Origin of the sequence: Spirabiliibacterium falconis (assembly GCF_014885015.1) — a bacterium.
Classification (GTDB): domain Bacteria; phylum Pseudomonadota; class Gammaproteobacteria; order Enterobacterales; family Pasteurellaceae; genus Spirabiliibacterium; species Spirabiliibacterium falconis.
Genome location: NZ_JABMIJ010000008.1, coordinates 120,514 through 136,822 on the forward strand (window position 1 = coordinate 120,514; position 16,309 = coordinate 136,822).

The window sequence follows — 16,309 nt, forward strand, 5'->3', positions numbered from 1 at the left end:
AAGAGGAGTAATCGTAAAGTCGTTATTATAGCGTAAAAGTGCGGTCTGTGCAGTATTTGGCAAGGAATAAATCAGGTCTGCACCACGGTGCAGACCGTGAGGGATTCACCTAAAATTTCACACTCAAGGTGCCAATGATAGTTCTTGGTGCACCATAAGAATGCGAGTTTGGACTGGTACGATATGTTTTATTAAATACATTTTCAATATTGACAATCACATCGGCGTATTGATTGACGCGATAACGCATCATCGCATCAACAACGGCATAGGATTTTTGTCTAGAAACCGCTTTTGAACGTGCAATTTGCAGTGCAGATGCCGTTTTTGGTAATCCCCAAGGTATATTTTCATTGATCTCACTTTGCCAACGCAATCCTACCCCTGCCGTCAGTTGTTGCCATTGATAGCTGGTAAATAACTTAAATTGTTTTCTCGGAACTTCTGGCGTTTTGACGACACCTTCGGGCGTTTTTGCTTTCGCATAGCTCAAGCCTGCCATAATCGCCCAACGATCTGTAATTAATCCATTCATCTCCACTTCAAACCCTCGGGCTTTTACTTTTGGATCCACATCATAGTAATCGCATAATGCATTATTTTGTGAGTACTTGGCACAATAGCCGACATTACTTTTGCGTGTTTCAAATAATGAGATAGATCCATTTAAACGCTGTTCAAAAAATTCTCCTTTCAACCCAATTTCAACATTACTGCCTTTTTCTGGTTTTAAGTAAGTACCGTTAATATCGGCTTTGGTTTGCGGTTTAAAGATTTGCGCGTAGCTACTATACAGTGATAGATTCTGATTAAGATCATAGACAATGCCCACATACGGCGTAAAACTGCTCAGTGCGTTATTGCCATGAATATATTGCGTTTCTTCTTTCACTTTAAACGCGGTATAACGTCCACCCGCAATCAATGCCACATTATCCGCGAAATAGAGTCGAGTGGCAGCATAGCCACCAACTTGACGAATACGATTGTAATCCATCGCATTGGAAATCCATGGCGTAATGAAATATTCCCCTGAAAAATCAAGAATATTATTTATTCCTCTCATACGATTCAGTTGGCGTTCATAGCGAGGCTGATCACTTTTTAAAGTATAACCACTCAGCCCCAACATTGCATCGTGCTGCCTACCCCATAAATCATAATGGCCATTCAATGCTACAGTGAAATTATGCTGAACTGGACGCTCATCACTACGCACGATAACACCCGCTCCCATTTGAGCTGCACGATTAACAAATAACGAACCTATTACCCCTGCAACTTGATCTCGATGACCTTTGGTATAACCATATTCGGCTTTTATCTCCCAATGATCACTTATGCGATGTTTTAACTCCGTAAAAAAATTAATGTTATGATACTTCACATAAGAACCGTTGATAGTTGCATTATAGCCTTTTTTCACATGCAACGGATCACCATTCGTATCATATAACACTAAGCCAAACATAGATGAATTACGATCATGCATATATTGGTATGTTCCACCAAATGTCAACATCGTATTATCTGACATATCCCATTCTGTAATGCCATAAAGCATACCATTGCGATTATCGCTGCGATCTTGAAAACTGTCCGCTTGAGTATAAGCCGCGACTAAACGCCCGCGTACCGTTTTATCTTGATTTAAATTGCCTGAGAAATCAGCTTGCATACCATATAAATTATCACTCCCCATTTTCATATCCACGCTTCCCTGAAACGCCTGTGTTGGACGCTTGCGGTGCAAGCTAATTGTTGCACTCGGTTGCCCTGAGCCATCCATAAGTGCGGTCGCACCACGTAACACTTCAACGCGATCATATTGTGCAGTATTTAACATACTCCAAGCATTTGGTTCAGCACCAGGCCCCTTGCCGCCTAAGCCCACACTGTTAATTGGCATACCATCTAGTTGGAAATTTTCAACTTTATTACCGCGTGCATAAAGTACGGTATACCCCGAAATTTTTGAGCCTTTCGTATCGGTATAAAGTCCGACAGCCTGCTGCACAACTTTACCCAATGTGGTTAAATTCTGATCATAGATTTGTTGAGCCGACACAATACTAATATTTTGTGGTGTTTGGCGTAGTGTCATTGGCAAGCCTGTAGCAGTGCTCGTCCCATAAGCCCCATAACCTTGGGTCGTACTTTCAGTCGGTTGCATTTTTGTTGTAGTGGCATGAACATTGACAGTATCAAGCTGCACATCAACAGCCAATGCAGAAAATGGCAAAAGTGTTAATACCAGCCAACTTAACTTAAAGTGCGGTTGTGATGTTATCTGTTGCATAAACGACCCTCAGTTAGAAATGTGATTTTACAAACGATAATTATTCGCATAACATGGTTATTCTATGTTAAGTGCTAATAACCCAGCATACCTAACAGGCAATTTTATCCCCCCTGTGAGAAAATAAATCGCTTATGGAAACAAAACTATATAGACATATCGATCCATTCCCTGAATTATTAGGCACACAACGCTATCATGGTTTTGGTAACGGGCTGTCGTGGAAATCTGCTACGTTACACTGCCAATGCGACAAATTAACCGCCAATTTGGCATTTCACGCAAGTTTACGCTTAGTGTTTACGTTAAATGGCATAACACATTTACGCTATGGCAATAACACGCTCCAGTTGCAGGCAAATCAAGGCGCAATTTTAGCGAATTTAAATGATGACTTAGAGGGAAATAAACATTTTTATGCTGGCGCAACACAACGTGAAATTGTTGTATTTTTTGATGCTACATGGCTGGCTGCACACGGCATTAGCAGCAGAATTTTACATCAACTGCAAACCGCACTTTTACAACAAACGTTTCCTATCACTGCCAGTATGCAGGTTTATCTTACCCAATTATTGCGTAGTGAAAACATCGATCCCATTTGGCAAAGTGCGGTGCAACAAAATCTCTGTACGACATTGCTCTTAGAAATTTTACAATGTGTCTTTCCAACACCGTCATATAACAGTACGACACCACTTGAGGAGAAACGCCTAGATATGCTATTTGAACTATTACACAGCACGAAAGCAGATAATTGGACAATGCAACAGATCGCACATTATTGTTGCAGCAATCCAACCACATTACAGATAGCATTTAAAACACGTTATAACACAACAATTATGCACTATTTACACCAATTAAAAATGCAACGTGCCAAGCAGGCATTATTAAGTGGATCAACAGTATCTGAAGCAGCCCAATTGGTTGGGTATCGCAAAACAGAATGTTTTAGTGCGCAATTTTATAAAGCGTTTGGTATTCGTCCCAGCAAATTGAAAACATAAAAGTGCGGTATGAAACGACAACATTTGATAAAACTGTTATTTGGTAGTGCTTATATCAGCCAACATATTAGCTCAGCCTTTATCAATATGACATTAATTGTGATTCTGCGTCAAAATGGTGCAAGTCTCAGTGAACTGAGTGTATTACAATTTATTATCTTACCCTATTCTTTACGCTTTTTATGGGCACCGTTAGTTGATCGCTTCGGCTATCAGCGATGGGGGCATTTTAGAACATGGTTAATCCCAACACAATGCGTTATGATCGGTTTTTTATTTGCAGCCTCATTCCTCGATCCGTTCACATCCATCAATGGATTAGCCATTCTTTTCCTGCTGTTTATGATCATGACTGGTACGCAAGATCTTGCCTTAGATGGGCTTGCCTGTGCTGGATTTGACACACACGAACGTCATATGATTAATAGCATTCAAGTCGCCAGTGGCTTAATTGGAAATCTGATTGGCGGCAGTTTAGTGATTATCTACCCTCACACGGGGTGGCAAGGCTCATTGCTGATCCTCTCAGGATTATCTGCTCTGCCGCTCCTCTTTCTCTGTTTATATCGAGAAACCCATTCTGCCCCGCAAACCGCACTTTCTCTACGCTTAGGTTGGATACACTTAATTAAGTTCTGGCAAGGCAAAATCACATGGCTTATCACCCTATTTATTTATTCTATTATCATTTCAGGCTGCTTTGCCATTCTTTCACCGCTATTGGTTGATGCGGGCTGGACAATTTCCCAAATCGGTATGATGAAAAATTATGGTGTGATTGTTGGCTTGATCAGTGTATTGCTAATTGTACCACTGAGTAAAAAATTTCAGAGGGAAAATAGTATCCGCATTTTTACCGCACTTCAAATGATCTGTTTATGTTGTTTCATCCCACTCCTGCACGTTAATCATACGCTACTGTGGGCATATCTTGCTGTGACAGCGAGCTATTTATGTTTTGCGCCGATTTTCACGTTAAATAGTGCCATCATGATGGATTTAGCTGCAAAAACGCCTCTACCAAGTACCTCATATACCGTGCAAATTGCCGTAATGATGCTATTTTCAATCTGCTCCTCAGCATTATGCTTAAATATTGCTGAACACGTTGGTTATCATTGGGTTGTTTATCTCTCCATCGCTTGCACGGCCTTTGCGTTTATCTATATCCCTTATGTTATCAAAGGATTATTTTATGACTCGAACACCAATAGCTGATCACGATCTCAAACTGGATATTATTGAGCACGTTAATGACGACCATCGCAAAGAATTGCTTGCGATTGCACAAGTCTACCTCAACCCCAACATTACCGATGCAACGCTACTAGATTTATATCATGAAGGCATGTTATTGCAGACGCAAACTGAGACTCATCATTTACAATCGCAATTTGTGCCATTTCTAACCGATAAAGACCTACATACAAATGTACGTCATCTTGCTATGCACGCAGTACAGCAACGCACCACACCGCAATCGCACTATTTTTTCCATCTGCTTGATAAAACACAACCTACACCTAATATCTCTCGCTTAATCCTCAAAACCTGTGCAACTGCGCCAGAAAATTCACCAGGTTATGCGTGGCGATTTACGTTAAAATCGTTCGCAAATCAGCCCTATGCACACATCATTCCACACGTCCAAAATCAACCTGGACGGTACTATACACTACGCAAGATCGTGAATAAAACAAATAGTGATTGCATTCTCTATGTCGATGTCTTCTGTCATGGCGATACCTTAGGTAGCTTATGGGCAAAATCATTAAAATGCGGTGATATTCTACACGCTAATGCAACGTTTTATGAACATACCGATCACCTGACGGGACAAAGTGTACTGATTGGAGACGAAACCGCACTTCCAACTATCGCAAACCTAATAGAATGTTGGCACCATCCTATCAGTCCGATTATTATTTCTATTACACAAGATCCCAAAGAACAGCACTACCTCGACGAGGTTGCGTTACCGCCTAATACACACATAATTAAACTAGAGCACGCTGACAGTGCCTTAAAAAGCCTCGCAGTGTTAGATAAAATTACAACCATTGACAGTGTTTGGGGTGCCTGTGAACAACACGATGCCAAGACCATTCGCCATTATCTACGCAACCAACGGAAACTGACTAGTACCCAACAACGTATGAAAGCCTACTGGATAAAAACATAAAGTGCGGTACAACCGCACTTTATGTTTAATGTACAGTAACATGATAAACACACCTCACAGCAAAATAACATCGGGTTTATCACCTCATTCGCTCTGCAACACTTGGCGAGTGACTTCTTCATCTAAGCTCGTAGTTTGCAAACGATAAAGTACTGGGTAAGTCAATCAATATCATCACAGGATTAATTCGCCACCTTCGCACGCATACCCGTTAACGCATAATACAGCACCGTTTTGCCACAATTTGGTAACACACACTGCATAATACCCTTTCTTTTTATAGTGTATTTATTGACTTACATCATAAGATTAAGAGATCATAGGAAAAAATCTGAAGCTAACACATCTATTATTATGGCGAGAAAACACACAAAAACGAACCAGCCTAGTGGCGAAGTGCGCATCATCGCAGGTCGCTATCGTGGCAGAAAGTTGCCTGTATTAAACGCAGAAGGCTTACGTCCAACTGGCGATCGCATCAAAGAGCGGTTATTTAATTGGCTAATGAACGACATCGTTGATGCACGCTGTTTAGACGTATTCGCAGGAAGCGGTAGCCTAGGTTTTGAAGCACTTTCACGCTACGCCGCATTCGTGCAGTTTTTTGAAATAAATCCGCAAGCGCACCGCACTTTACAACAAAATCTCACACGACTTGGTGCTGATAACGCCGGCGTTACCTGTGGTAACAGCCTACACTTACTCCAAGTGCCACCCCCAACGCCATTTAATATCGTTTTTCTTGACCCGCCCTTTCACCAAAATCTTATCGCCCCTTGCATTGAGGCCCTCATCCAGCATAATTGGCTTGCCCCCAATGCACTCATTTACATCGAAACCGAAGCCAGCCTAACCGCACTTTACACACCCGAAACTTGGCAATGTATAAAAGAAAAATCATCAGGTGCTGTGTGCTCACGCCTGTATCAAATCAGCTAAATCTATCACCGCACTTTACACTAGAATTAATGCAATATTCTTCGCACGAATGGCATTTTGTGCATTTTCTAAAAGATTATTATCAGTAATGATGCTATCAAAAACATCCAGCTCTATCGCAAAGAACGTGCCGAGTGTGCCATACTTGGACGAATCGGTGACAAGGACATTGGTTTTGCTTGACTGCACGATGGCACGTTTGACGGGTAATTTTTGTTCATCTGGCGTCGTTAAACCATTTAAGTTCCACGATGATGTCGACACAAAGGCAATGTCGATAGAAATGTTACGCAAAAATTGAGCGGTTAGTTCACCCACAGATGAATAGTTGGTTTTACAAACATGCCCGCCTGTATGAATAAGCTCACACAAGCCTTCTTTGGCTAAAAAATTAGCAATAATAAAATCATTTGTAATAATTAATAAATCTTGTCTTTTTGCGATTTGATGAGCAATCTGTAACGTTGTTGTTCCCGCATCAAGATAAATTGTTTGATGATTTTGAATCAGCTTTTCAGCCTGCATACCAATACGTCGTTTTTGTGCTTGATAAAGTAACGACTTATCATCGTGAGTTGGTTCAAAATTAAGACGTTGCAATAGCTGCACGCCACCAGAGACAGAAATAACCTTGCCCTGACTTTCTAATTTTTGAATGTCTCTGCGTACCGTCATATGGGATACACCCATTAGATCAACCAGATCTGTGATACTCATCACATCATTTTCGGTAATAATTTTGAGTAACTGTTTTTGTCTTTCTGCTGGAATCATTTTTATATCACATTTATTTCTGCCAATTTTGTCCATTATATCCCAAAGGGTATTTTGTTCAATCTTACATCACTAGATACATTTTGTTAAATTTTGTGATCAATATCTCTTTTTAACATTCAATAATAGTGCATTATAGTTGCACAAACAAAACAGTATGAATAAAGGAGAATATATGAGCTATTCAGTCGCTGTTATCGGCTTGGGCGCAATGGGGATGGGCGCGGCAAAATCCTGTATTAATGCAGGTATCAATACCTATGGCATTGATTTAAATGAAGCTTATCTTGATGAATTAAAACAATTTGGCGCAAAAGCTGTGAGTAAAAGTGCGGTCGATTTTGCCGCAGAGCTAGACGCTGTTCTTTTGCTTGTTGTCAATGCTAAGCAAGTAAAAGAGATTTTATTTGGCACAGATGCACTTGTACCACATTTAAGACCTGGTACAGCCATCATGGTGTCATCAACCATTTCTTCACAAGATGCGAAAGATATTAATCAAAAATTAACAGAAAAGAACTTGATCATGTTAGATGCGCCTGTCTCTGGTGGTGCTGCTAAAGCATTGAAAGGCGAAATGACGGTGATGGCATCAGGCTCATCAGAGGCATTTTCCAAACTTGCCCCTGTGTTAGAGGCGATAGCAGATAAAGTCTATAACATCGGCACAGAAATCGGCTTAGGCTCAACTGTCAAAATTATTCACCAATTATTGGCTGGCGTTCACATCGCTGCTGGGGCTGAAGCGATGGCATTGGCTGCAAGAGCCAATATTCCATTGGATTTAATGTATGAGGTGGTGACAAATGCGGCGGGCAATTCTTGGATGTTTGAAAACCGAATGAAGCACGTTGTTGAGGGGGATTATTCGCCTTTATCGATGATAGATATTTTTGTGAAAGATTTAGGTTTAGTCACAGACACTGCTAAAGCGCTTCATTTCCCGCTACCTTTAGCAAGCACTGCGCTGAATATGTTTACGCAGGCGAGCAATCTAGGTTTAGGAAAAGAAGATGATAGTGCGGTCATTAAAATTTTTTCGGGCATTAATTTGCCTTTAAAATCAGGAGAATAATCATGTTAGGTGTGATTGCAGATGATTTTACTGGCGCAAGCGACATTGCCAGCTTTTTAGTCGAAAATGGGCTATCAACCATTCAGTTTAATGGCATTCCAAGTGCTTTGGTGGGTAAAAACACAGAGGCTATCGTGATTAGTCTAAAATCGCGATCAAACCCTGCTGAGCAAGCTGTTCAGCAGTCATTAGATGCCCTAGCGTACTTAAAAGAAGCAGGTTGTACGCAATTTTATTTCAAATATTGCTCAACATTTGATAGCACAGAAAAAGGCAATATTGGTCCTGTTACCGATGCGCTGCTTGAGGCACTAGACGAAAATTTCACCATTATTAGCCCTGCTCTGCCCGTCAATGGTCGCACGATATTTCATGGCTATTTATTTGTAGGCGATGTGCTACTTAATGAATCGGGTATGCAAAATCACCCGATCACGCCAATGCGTGATGCCAACTTAATCAGACTAATGGATGCTCAGGCGCAAGGCAAAACAGGGCTTGTGCCCTACACTATCGTCTGCCAAGGTGTGGATGCGATCAAAGTGCGGTTGGCGCAATTAGCACAAGATAACTACCGCTATGCTGTGGTAGATAGTCTTGATAATCAACACCTTGCTAGCCTCGCTGAGGCGATTACTGATTTTAAACTCGTCACAGGTGGCTCTGGTCTTGCGGGATTGATGGCCTCTCATATCAGTCAAGGCAAAAAAGCGCATGACGCTTTCGAGCCCCCTAAATTGCCGAGTGTTATTTTATCTGGTTCCTGTTCTGTGATGAGCAATAAACAGGTTGATTATTATAAAAAATGCGCACCAACGCTTGCACTGGATATCACCCGCTGCCACAACGATGCGCATTATCTTAGCGAGTTATGTGAATGGGTACTAGGCAATCAAGGACAAGCGCTTGCACCAATGGTTTATGCCACCACAGCTCCAAGTCAATTAAAAGCAATACAGGAGAAATATGGCGCACAAGAAGCCAGCCAACGAATTGAGCAAACTTTCGCCCAATTAGCACAACGGCTTTATCAACAAGGTATTCAAACCTTTATTAGTGCGGGTGGCGAGACTTCAAGCATTATCGTTCAACACCTTGGCATTGAGGGTTTTAACATCGGCAAACAAATCGCCCCTGGTGTGCCGTGGCTCAAAGCGCTTGAAAAACCGCTCTATTTAGCGCTCAAATCAGGCAATTTTGGTCAAGAAACTTTCTTCGTTGATGCACAGGAGATGTCCGCATGAGCCAATGCTTGCAAAAACGTGAAATGGTGTCATTAGCAAAATCCCTATTTGATCGAGGTTATAGCGTCGGTGGTGCGGGCAATATCTCAATACGCTTAGATGATAAGCATATTTTAATTACCCCAACAGGTTCATCATTGGGTCGCTTAACACCCGACACCTTATCCATTATAACGCTTGATGGCGAGTTGGTTTCAGGTCATCCGCCCTCAAAAGAATATCCATTTCATTTAGCTATTTACGCGAAAAAACCCGAATGCCAAGCGATTGTGCATCTGCATTCAAGTTATTTGACCGCACTTTCCTGTTTGGAAAATCTCAATCCTGACAATGCGATCAAACCCTTTACGCCCTACTACGTGATGCGCGTTGGCTCATTGCCTGTTATCCCCTATTTTGCGCCAGGGGATGTGCAAATTGCGACGCAATTATCACGTTTGGCTAGCCATCATAACGCCTTTCTGCTTGCTAACCATGGGGTAGTGGTGTGTGGCAAACACTTGCAAGATGCCGTGGACAATGCCGAAGAACTAGAGGAAACCGCCAAGCTGATGTTTATTTTAGATAAACATCAAGTGCGGTATTTAAGCAACGATGAAATTCAAGTACTCAACCAGAGGAGAAAATAAATGCTTAAATTTGCAGCAAATTTATCCATGATGTTTTGTGAGGTGCCATTCTTAGAACGATTTGAAGCCGCTGCCAAAGCAGGATTTAAGTATGTGGAATATTTATTCCCCTACGATTATCCCGCTGATGTTTTAAAAGCAAAATTAGATCAATTTGGTTTGCAGCAAGTGTTGTTTAACACCAAGCCTGGCAATATTGAGGCGGGCGAATGGGGCATCTCAGCTCTGCCAGGAAGAGAATCAGAGAGCCACGAACATATTGATTTGGCTCTCGAATATGCCTTGGCATTACATTGTCCAAACGTACACATTATGGCAGGTGTGGTTCCTGAAGGTGTTGAGCGTTTGGCATACGAAGAAACGTTTATCAAAAACATTCAATACGCCGCCGATAAATTTGCGCCCCACAATATCAATATTTGTCTTGAAGCGCTTAGCCCTGCCGTCAAACCGAATTATTTGCTAGTTAGTCAGTACGATACACTAAACATCGTTAACCAAATTGCACGCGATAACGTGCGCATTCAGCTTGATTATTTTCATGCACAAAATGTCGATGGCAATTTAAGCAAACTTACGCACACCTTGCTAGATAAAGTGGCACATATTCAAATTGCCTCCGTTCCCGATAGAATCGAGCCTGATGAAGGCGAGATTAACTATTTTTATCTTTTTGAGCAACTTAAAACCTTGGGTTATCGAGGCGTTATCGGTTGCGAATATCACCCACGAGGAAAAACAGAAGATGGATTAATTTGGCTTAAAAACACCCTATAAACATACAAAGGAGAACACGATGAAAATCATTATCACAGGCGGTCAAGGCTTTTTAGGCCAACGGCTGGCAAAAGCGCTTTTAAGTAGCGATAAAGTGCCAATCACAGAGCTTGTTCTAATTGATGTTATTGCGCCAGCAATGCCATATGATGATGGGCGCATAACGCCCGTAACATTAGATTTAAATCAGGCAAATACCTGTGATTTGGAAAAAATCATAACCAAGGACACAACGGCCATCTTCCACTTAGCAGCTATCGTCAGTAGTCACGCAGAACAAGATCCAGACCTCGGTTATGAGATTAATGTTAAAGCAACCAAAAAATTATTGGATTTATGTCGAAAAGTCAATCCTAATATTCGTTTTATTTTCTCAAGCTCTCTTGCTGTCTATGGCGGGGAGCTGCCAGAGACAATTTTAGACGACACAGCACTTACGCCACAATCAAGCTACGGCAGTCAAAAAGCGATGTGCGAGCTGCTCATTAATGATTATGCCCGCAAGGGCTTTGTGGACGCTGTTGCACTACGCCTGCCTACAATTTGTATCAGACCGGGCAGACCCAATCAAGCGGCGTCGTCTTTTGTTAGCAGCATTATTCGCGAACCTTTGCAAGGCAAAGAAGCGCTTTGCCCTGTTGATAAGCATTTAAAGCTATGGATTTCTAGCCCTGATGTCGTGGTAAATAACTTTATCCATTGCCTAACATTACCGCCTTTAGAGAAAAATAAATGGCATGTTATCAACCTCCCTGGCATATCTGTTAGCGTCGAATCAATGCTTAATGATTTAGTTGCCATGAAGGGACAGGCGATTTTAGAGCACATTCGCTTCATCTTCGATGAAAAGATTAACGCTATCGTTGCTAGTTGGCCTTCTCGGATTGATACCACAACCGCACTTTCACTGGGTTTTTACCAAGATGAAAATTTTCGTGATGTTATCACGCAGTTTATGGCTTGTGATTTATCGGCATAGGAGGAAATTATGTTTGGATTACCAACATCAATAATTGGGCTTATTATTGCCGTTTTGGTTTTGCTCTTTTTAGTATTGCGAACACGTGTGCACGCCTTTATTGCGATGCTGATTGCATCAGCTATTGCAGGGCTGGTTGGTGGGCTTAATGCCACAGAGACACTCGCTGTTATCTCAAAAGGCTTTGGTGGCACTTTGGGTAGTATCGGGATTGTCATCGGTCTTGGCGTCATGATGGGCAGTATCTTAGAAGTCTCTGGTGCTGCGGAAAAAATGGCGTATAGCTTTATTAAATTCTTAGGCAAAAAGAAAGAAGAATGGGCTTTAGCCATCACGGGGTATATTGTAAGTATTCCAATCTTTGTGGATTCTGCCTTTATTATTTTATATCCCGTTGCCAAAGCGCTTGCCAAAAATGGTAAACGTTCGCTATTAACGCTTAGTGTTGCTCTGGCTGGCGGATTGGTAGTAACACATCATACTGTGCCTCCAACACCTGGACCTTTAGGTGTTGCAGGTATTTTTGGGGTTGATATTGGTGCTATGTTACTTTTAGGCATGGGGCTTGCTGTGCCAGCTGTGATTGGAATTGTACTTTATGCCCGTTGGCTGGATCAAAAATACCCTAACTTCAATCAGGAGGTTTTTACGCAAGAAGAATTGCGTGAAAAATATGATGCCTATATCCAAAGCAAAGAAAACAAGGATTTACCAAGTTTGGGCTTGTCTTTGCTACCCATTGTTTTACCTATCGCACTGATCTTTTTAAAAGCGCTTGTGGATTTATTTGGCAAGCAATTTGAAGGATTTAATGAATCCGTTTTTTATCAAGTTATTGCCTTTCTTGGAAGCCCAATCATCGCTTTAGCAATAAGTGTTTTGGTATCCGTCTATGCCTTATTACCACGTGTGGATAAGCACGATACGGCAATGTGCATGGAAGAAGGGGTAAAAACAGCGGGCATTATTCTCCTTGTCACAGGAGCTGGTGGTGCACTGGGTGCCGTGTTGCGAGATAGCGGTGCAGGGCCAGAGTTGGCAGAACAAATCGCACATTTGCCAATCTCGCCCATCTTAATTCCCTTTATCGTATCAACCCTTGTGCGGTTTATCCAAGGTTCGGGCACGGTTGCAATGATTACCGCAGCCTCCATTTCTGCCCCAATATTAATGCATATTCCTGGCATTAATATGCTACTTGCCGCACAAGCAGCCACGATGGGCTCGTTATTCTTTGGCTATTTTAACGATAGCTTATTCTGGGTCGTTAATCGCATGATGGGCATCAAAGATGTTCAAAAACAAATGATTGTTTGGTCTATACCAACTACCATCGCTTGGGCAATTGGCGGCGTGGGCGTTATTTTGGCGAATTTATTATTCGGACAAAATGGCTCACTGTTTGATTTGGTCTTCCCACTTGGCGTACTCGCCGTCATTCTTATCTATGTGAAATATCAAAATAAGAAATTGTCGTAGAAAATAAGAAAAAACAGGGCGTATTAATATGCCCTGTTTGACAAGGAGAGAATAAAATGAAGTTTAAAAATAGATTACTGATATTTATCTTGGGATTATTCCTTAGTCACTTTTCGTCTGCAAATGATTTTCAATCGGATACGAATAGCATTAAATCTGTCTATCTTGTAACAAATCTTAAAGAAAATGGACAATTTATTGCGTCAATCTTATTAGAATATGAAGATACTTTATTGGTTAGCAAAGCACTTAACAAGCTCTATACAGTTTCTGTGACTTTAGAGGGTAAATCCTATGGAAATAGGCACATAAAAAACACTTATACCACAAGCTCCATAGAAAACTTAAATACACACTCACCAGGAAAATATGTCGTCATTCAATTAAGTGAACAAGATACAAATTCAGACTTATATAGTATTATTGAAAGTAACACTACGCCTATTACCGTCAAATCAAACGATGGTAGCAAACAAATTATACAGAAAAATAAAATTCCCCAATTCTACAATGCCGCATTAGAGTATCAAATCAGTCAAATTGGCAACAATAAACTACTCAATGGACAAGATGTGCTACCTTTCACTATAACAGTGAATGCAAATAAAAATAACATCATTAATCCATTAATTGATAATTTTCAAAAGGATAACATATCTATTTCTAAGAAAAATTATCTCAATTATAGACTATATGTGCCAAAGACAGATAAAAATAATCTTTATCCGCTTACTGTCTTTTTACATGGTTCTGGGCAAGTTGGGAAAGATAATCTAGCACAACTGTTATCAAGCCAAGGTGCGATAGCGACATTATCAAGTGAAGAAGGCTTTGTTATTGCACCTCAATATGAGAGTATATTTGATCCTTTTGATGTTGATAACGGCTTTCACTGGCAAACAGAAAATCGACGAAAATTACTTAACATGATCATAGAGAAAACGCTCAAGCAATATCCCCAAATCGACAAAAAGCGTATTTATTTAATTGGATTATCTCGAGGTGCTGAAGGTGCATTATATCTGCTACTTGATAACCCAGATCTCTTTGCTGGTGCATTATTAATCAGTGGTCGAGAAGCCTATACAAAAGAACTTATGGATGGCAACGCTTCAGAACAAAATCTTGATAAAATCAAACATCTGCCGATTTGGTTCTTTCATAGCCGACAAGATAAAATTGCCCCTGTGCATGGAACAATACGGAATGTAGAAATATTAAAAAAACTCGGTGCAGATAACATTAAATACACCGAATTTAATTTTAATCATACGCCCGATAATGGTTTTATCAGTAACAATGCCCACAACGCATGGGAAGCTGTTTTTAACAGTAAAAGTGCGGTCGAATGGCTATTATCTCAACATAAACAATAGCATCTCAGTCCCCTTACCCCATACTCCATGCGACAATTTGGCTAATGTGGCTAAGGGGAAGTTGAGATTGTTGTTGCCATTCTAGGAACACGCTTTGAGCCTGGCTGATACTGCGTTTGGTGTATAAGCCCCCGTCGATGAGGTTGTGATGACGTAAATAAGCCTCAATGTCATGGGTAAGAAAAAATGTATCTTTTCCCATCGCACGCAGAGCATAGGCTCCCGTATTGCCACCTAATCGGCTACCATTTTTTTTCAAATATGCCCAAAGTGCGGTGATATTCTGACAATCCCAATCAGCAATCATGTCACTAAAACCGCACTTTAGATTTTCATCAAAGATCATTTGCGCATTATGTTTAATGGTCATAACTTTGTATAAACAACGCACAATCCGTGGATCACGCGCTTTTTCTTCCCAAAGTTCATCGGGCATCATCAGCAATTTTTCAATATCAAATTGCCAAAAAACAGTTTCAAATCCCGTCCATTTGTTGTTGATCACTCGCCAAACCATACCGCATTGAAACACTTTACGCGTGAACTCTGCCAGCCAACGATCACTTGGAATTTGACGCAGTTGTTCGGGCGTTTTTAATGAGCACAAACGCGCTTGCAAGGCTTGCTCACCATGTTGATATTTCACTGCACGCGCATAGATTTGAGAAAAGGGCTCGATAATCATTCGGTTATGCTCTCAACGTCGCAAATTGTGATATTGCGCTGTTTGGTATACATTAATTGTGTAATATTTTCAGGTGGTTGGGTATCCGTTAAGAGCACATCTATATCCGTAATATCACCCAAACGCACAATTGCTTGACGACTAAATTTAGAATGATCTGTAACTAGCAAACTTTGTCGGGCACTGCGCATTAATGCTTTTTTCACTTGCACTTCGTGGAAGTCATAATCAAGCAATGCACCGTCTTCATCAATTGCGCTGATCCCCAAAATGGCGAAGTCAAGACGAAATTGTGAAATAAAATCCACCGTAGCTTCCCCAATAATGCCGCCATCTGCACGCAAATTGCCACCTGCGACAATAATTTTAAAATCGGAATTTTGCATTAAAATATGGGCTGCATTGAGATTATTGGTGACAATTTGTAAATTGCTGTGATTTAGCAAGGCATATGCCACTGCTTCGGGTGTTGTCCCAATATCAATGAATAAAGATGCGCCGTTGGGAATGAGCTTCGCAGTTTGCAGGGCAATAGCGCGTTTTTCTTGTGAGAAAAAACATTTACGCTCGCTATAATCGCTGTTTTCTGAAGTAGAAGGGGAAGCTGCACCGCCATGATGACGACGAATGAGATTTTTTTCTGCTAATTCATTTAAATCTCGTCGAATCGTCTGTGAAGTGACATGAAAAACGTTGACTAACTCTTCGGTGCTGATATAACCTCGTTGTTTGACAAGGTCAATAATTTTGCTATGACGGACAGACTGTTTCATCTATTCTCTCCTCTACATGATTCTGTTTTATTTTACCTGAAAAAAACAGCGATGTACGCATTTTTGCGTGAAACAGTCTATCTCTGAA

Annotated in this window: 15 protein-coding genes; 11 read left to right on the forward strand and 4 right to left on the reverse strand. The window is 41.0% G+C overall.

The features are described from left to right. Nucleotides 1-109: 109 nt before the first annotated feature. Entirely contained in the window at nt 110-2,299 is a 2,190-nt protein-coding gene (locus HPC40_RS05675) for a TonB-dependent siderophore receptor (protein WP_208118519.1), read from the reverse strand. 134 nt (nt 2,300-2,433) lie between these two features. Between HPC40_RS05675 and HPC40_RS05680 the strand changes: the two genes are divergently transcribed. The 4 genes from HPC40_RS05680 to rsmD all read left to right on the forward strand — a co-directional run bounded on the left by HPC40_RS05680 (nt 2,434) and on the right by rsmD (nt 6,430). Then, nucleotides 2,434-3,309 carry a helix-turn-helix transcriptional regulator gene (locus HPC40_RS05680; RefSeq protein WP_208118520.1) on the forward strand — a complete coding sequence of 292 codons (876 nt, stop codon included), beginning with the start codon at nt 2,434-2,436 and terminating at the stop codon, nt 3,307-3,309. 9 nt (nt 3,310-3,318) lie between these two features. Next, nucleotides 3,319-4,527, forward strand: coding sequence for an MFS transporter (locus HPC40_RS05685; RefSeq protein WP_208118521.1), 1,209 nt, complete (start codon nt 3,319-3,321; stop codon nt 4,525-4,527). Continuing rightward, complete coding sequence (locus HPC40_RS05690) at nt 4,505-5,491, forward strand: siderophore-interacting protein (RefSeq protein WP_208118522.1); 987 nt, start codon at nt 4,505-4,507, stop codon at nt 5,489-5,491. The genes HPC40_RS05685 and HPC40_RS05690 overlap by 23 nt, the downstream gene beginning before the upstream one ends. 354 nt (nt 5,492-5,845) lie before the next feature. Then, nucleotides 5,846-6,430, forward strand: coding sequence for a 16S rRNA (guanine(966)-N(2))-methyltransferase RsmD (rsmD, locus tag HPC40_RS05695; RefSeq protein WP_208118523.1), 585 nt, complete (start codon nt 5,846-5,848; stop codon nt 6,428-6,430). A 15-nt stretch (nt 6,431-6,445) separates the two neighbouring features. On the opposite strand, the gene HPC40_RS05700 is transcribed toward rsmD, so the two are convergent. Further along, nucleotides 6,446-7,204 carry a DeoR/GlpR family DNA-binding transcription regulator gene (locus HPC40_RS05700; RefSeq protein WP_208118524.1) on the reverse strand — a complete coding sequence of 253 codons (759 nt, stop codon included), beginning with the start codon at nt 7,202-7,204 and terminating at the stop codon, nt 6,446-6,448. A gap of 175 nt (nt 7,205-7,379) precedes the next feature. Here HPC40_RS05700 and ltnD point away from each other — a divergent pair, with 175 nt between their 5' ends. From ltnD to HPC40_RS05735, 7 genes are read left to right on the forward strand one after another with little or no spacing between them, the layout of a single operon-like run. Then, a complete protein-coding gene (gene ltnD, locus HPC40_RS05705; RefSeq protein ID WP_408021820.1) occupies nt 7,380-8,279 on the forward strand; it encodes an L-threonate dehydrogenase in 900 nt (299 codons plus the stop codon). A gap of 2 nt (nt 8,280-8,281) precedes the next feature. Beyond that, entirely contained in the window at nt 8,282-9,523 is a 1,242-nt protein-coding gene (otnK, locus tag HPC40_RS05710; protein WP_208118526.1) for a 3-oxo-tetronate kinase, read from the forward strand. Next, nucleotides 9,520-10,152: a 3-oxo-tetronate 4-phosphate decarboxylase gene (gene otnC, locus HPC40_RS05715; RefSeq protein ID WP_208118527.1), complete on the forward strand. Its 633-nt coding sequence runs from the start codon at nt 9,520-9,522 to the stop codon at nt 10,150-10,152. Before otnK ends, otnC begins: the two co-directional genes overlap by 4 nt. Continuing rightward, entirely contained in the window at nt 10,153-10,929 is a 777-nt protein-coding gene (gene otnI / locus HPC40_RS05720) for a 2-oxo-tetronate isomerase (protein WP_208118528.1), read from the forward strand. A gap of 19 nt (nt 10,930-10,948) precedes the next feature. Continuing rightward, nucleotides 10,949-11,908, forward strand: a complete 960-nt coding sequence (gene denD, locus HPC40_RS05725; protein WP_208118529.1) for a D-erythronate dehydrogenase — start codon at nt 10,949-10,951, stop codon at nt 11,906-11,908. A gap of 9 nt (nt 11,909-11,917) precedes the next feature. Further along, complete coding sequence (locus tag HPC40_RS05730) at nt 11,918-13,387, forward strand: GntT/GntP/DsdX family permease (protein ID WP_208118530.1); 1,470 nt, start codon at nt 11,918-11,920, stop codon at nt 13,385-13,387. Between the two features lie 56 nt (nt 13,388-13,443). Further along, on the forward strand, nt 13,444-14,763 hold the full coding sequence (locus HPC40_RS05735) for an alpha/beta hydrolase-fold protein (protein WP_208118531.1): 1,320 nt from the start codon (nt 13,444-13,446) through the stop codon (nt 14,761-14,763). Between the two features lie 13 nt (nt 14,764-14,776). Here HPC40_RS05735 and HPC40_RS05740 read toward each other — a convergent pair whose 3' ends face one another. Continuing rightward, nucleotides 14,777-15,448: a DNA-3-methyladenine glycosylase I gene (locus HPC40_RS05740; protein WP_208118532.1), complete on the reverse strand. Its 672-nt coding sequence runs from the start codon at nt 15,446-15,448 to the stop codon at nt 14,777-14,779. Beyond that, nucleotides 15,445-16,221: a DeoR/GlpR family transcriptional regulator gene (locus tag HPC40_RS05745; RefSeq protein WP_208118533.1), complete on the reverse strand. Its 777-nt coding sequence runs from the start codon at nt 16,219-16,221 to the stop codon at nt 15,445-15,447. The genes HPC40_RS05740 and HPC40_RS05745 overlap by 4 nt, the downstream gene beginning before the upstream one ends. Between the last annotated feature and the right edge of the window lie 88 nt (nt 16,222-16,309).

What these genes read in the sequence shown, in the direction of transcription:
- HPC40_RS05745 (WP_208118533.1), bottom strand. Translation starts at nt 16,221, where the DNA reads ATGAAACAGTCTGTCCGTCATAGCAAAATTATTGACCTTGTCAAACAA.
- rsmD (WP_208118523.1), top strand. Translation starts at nt 5,846, where the DNA reads ATGGCGAGAAAACACACAAAAACGAACCAGCCTAGTGGCGAAGTGCGC.
- HPC40_RS05680 (WP_208118520.1), top strand. Translation starts at nt 2,434, where the DNA reads ATGGAAACAAAACTATATAGACATATCGATCCATTCCCTGAATTATTA.
- HPC40_RS05675 (WP_208118519.1), bottom strand. Translation starts at nt 2,299, where the DNA reads ATGCAACAGATAACATCACAACCGCACTTTAAGTTAAGTTGGCTGGTA.
- otnK (WP_208118526.1), top strand. Translation starts at nt 8,282, where the DNA reads ATGTTAGGTGTGATTGCAGATGATTTTACTGGCGCAAGCGACATTGCC.
- HPC40_RS05740 (WP_208118532.1), bottom strand. Translation starts at nt 15,448, where the DNA reads ATGATTATCGAGCCCTTTTCTCAAATCTATGCGCGTGCAGTGAAATAT.
- ltnD (WP_408021820.1), top strand. Translation starts at nt 7,380, where the DNA reads ATGAGCTATTCAGTCGCTGTTATCGGCTTGGGCGCAATGGGGATGGGC.
- HPC40_RS05690 (WP_208118522.1), top strand. Translation starts at nt 4,505, where the DNA reads ATGACTCGAACACCAATAGCTGATCACGATCTCAAACTGGATATTATT.
- HPC40_RS05700 (WP_208118524.1), bottom strand. Translation starts at nt 7,204, where the DNA reads ATGATTCCAGCAGAAAGACAAAAACAGTTACTCAAAATTATTACCGAA.
- otnC (WP_208118527.1), top strand. Translation starts at nt 9,520, where the DNA reads ATGAGCCAATGCTTGCAAAAACGTGAAATGGTGTCATTAGCAAAATCC.
- otnI (WP_208118528.1), top strand. Translation starts at nt 10,153, where the DNA reads ATGCTTAAATTTGCAGCAAATTTATCCATGATGTTTTGTGAGGTGCCA.
- HPC40_RS05685 (WP_208118521.1), top strand. Translation starts at nt 3,319, where the DNA reads ATGAAACGACAACATTTGATAAAACTGTTATTTGGTAGTGCTTATATC.
- denD (WP_208118529.1), top strand. Translation starts at nt 10,949, where the DNA reads ATGAAAATCATTATCACAGGCGGTCAAGGCTTTTTAGGCCAACGGCTG.
- HPC40_RS05730 (WP_208118530.1), top strand. Translation starts at nt 11,918, where the DNA reads ATGTTTGGATTACCAACATCAATAATTGGGCTTATTATTGCCGTTTTG.
- HPC40_RS05735 (WP_208118531.1), top strand. Translation starts at nt 13,444, where the DNA reads ATGAAGTTTAAAAATAGATTACTGATATTTATCTTGGGATTATTCCTT.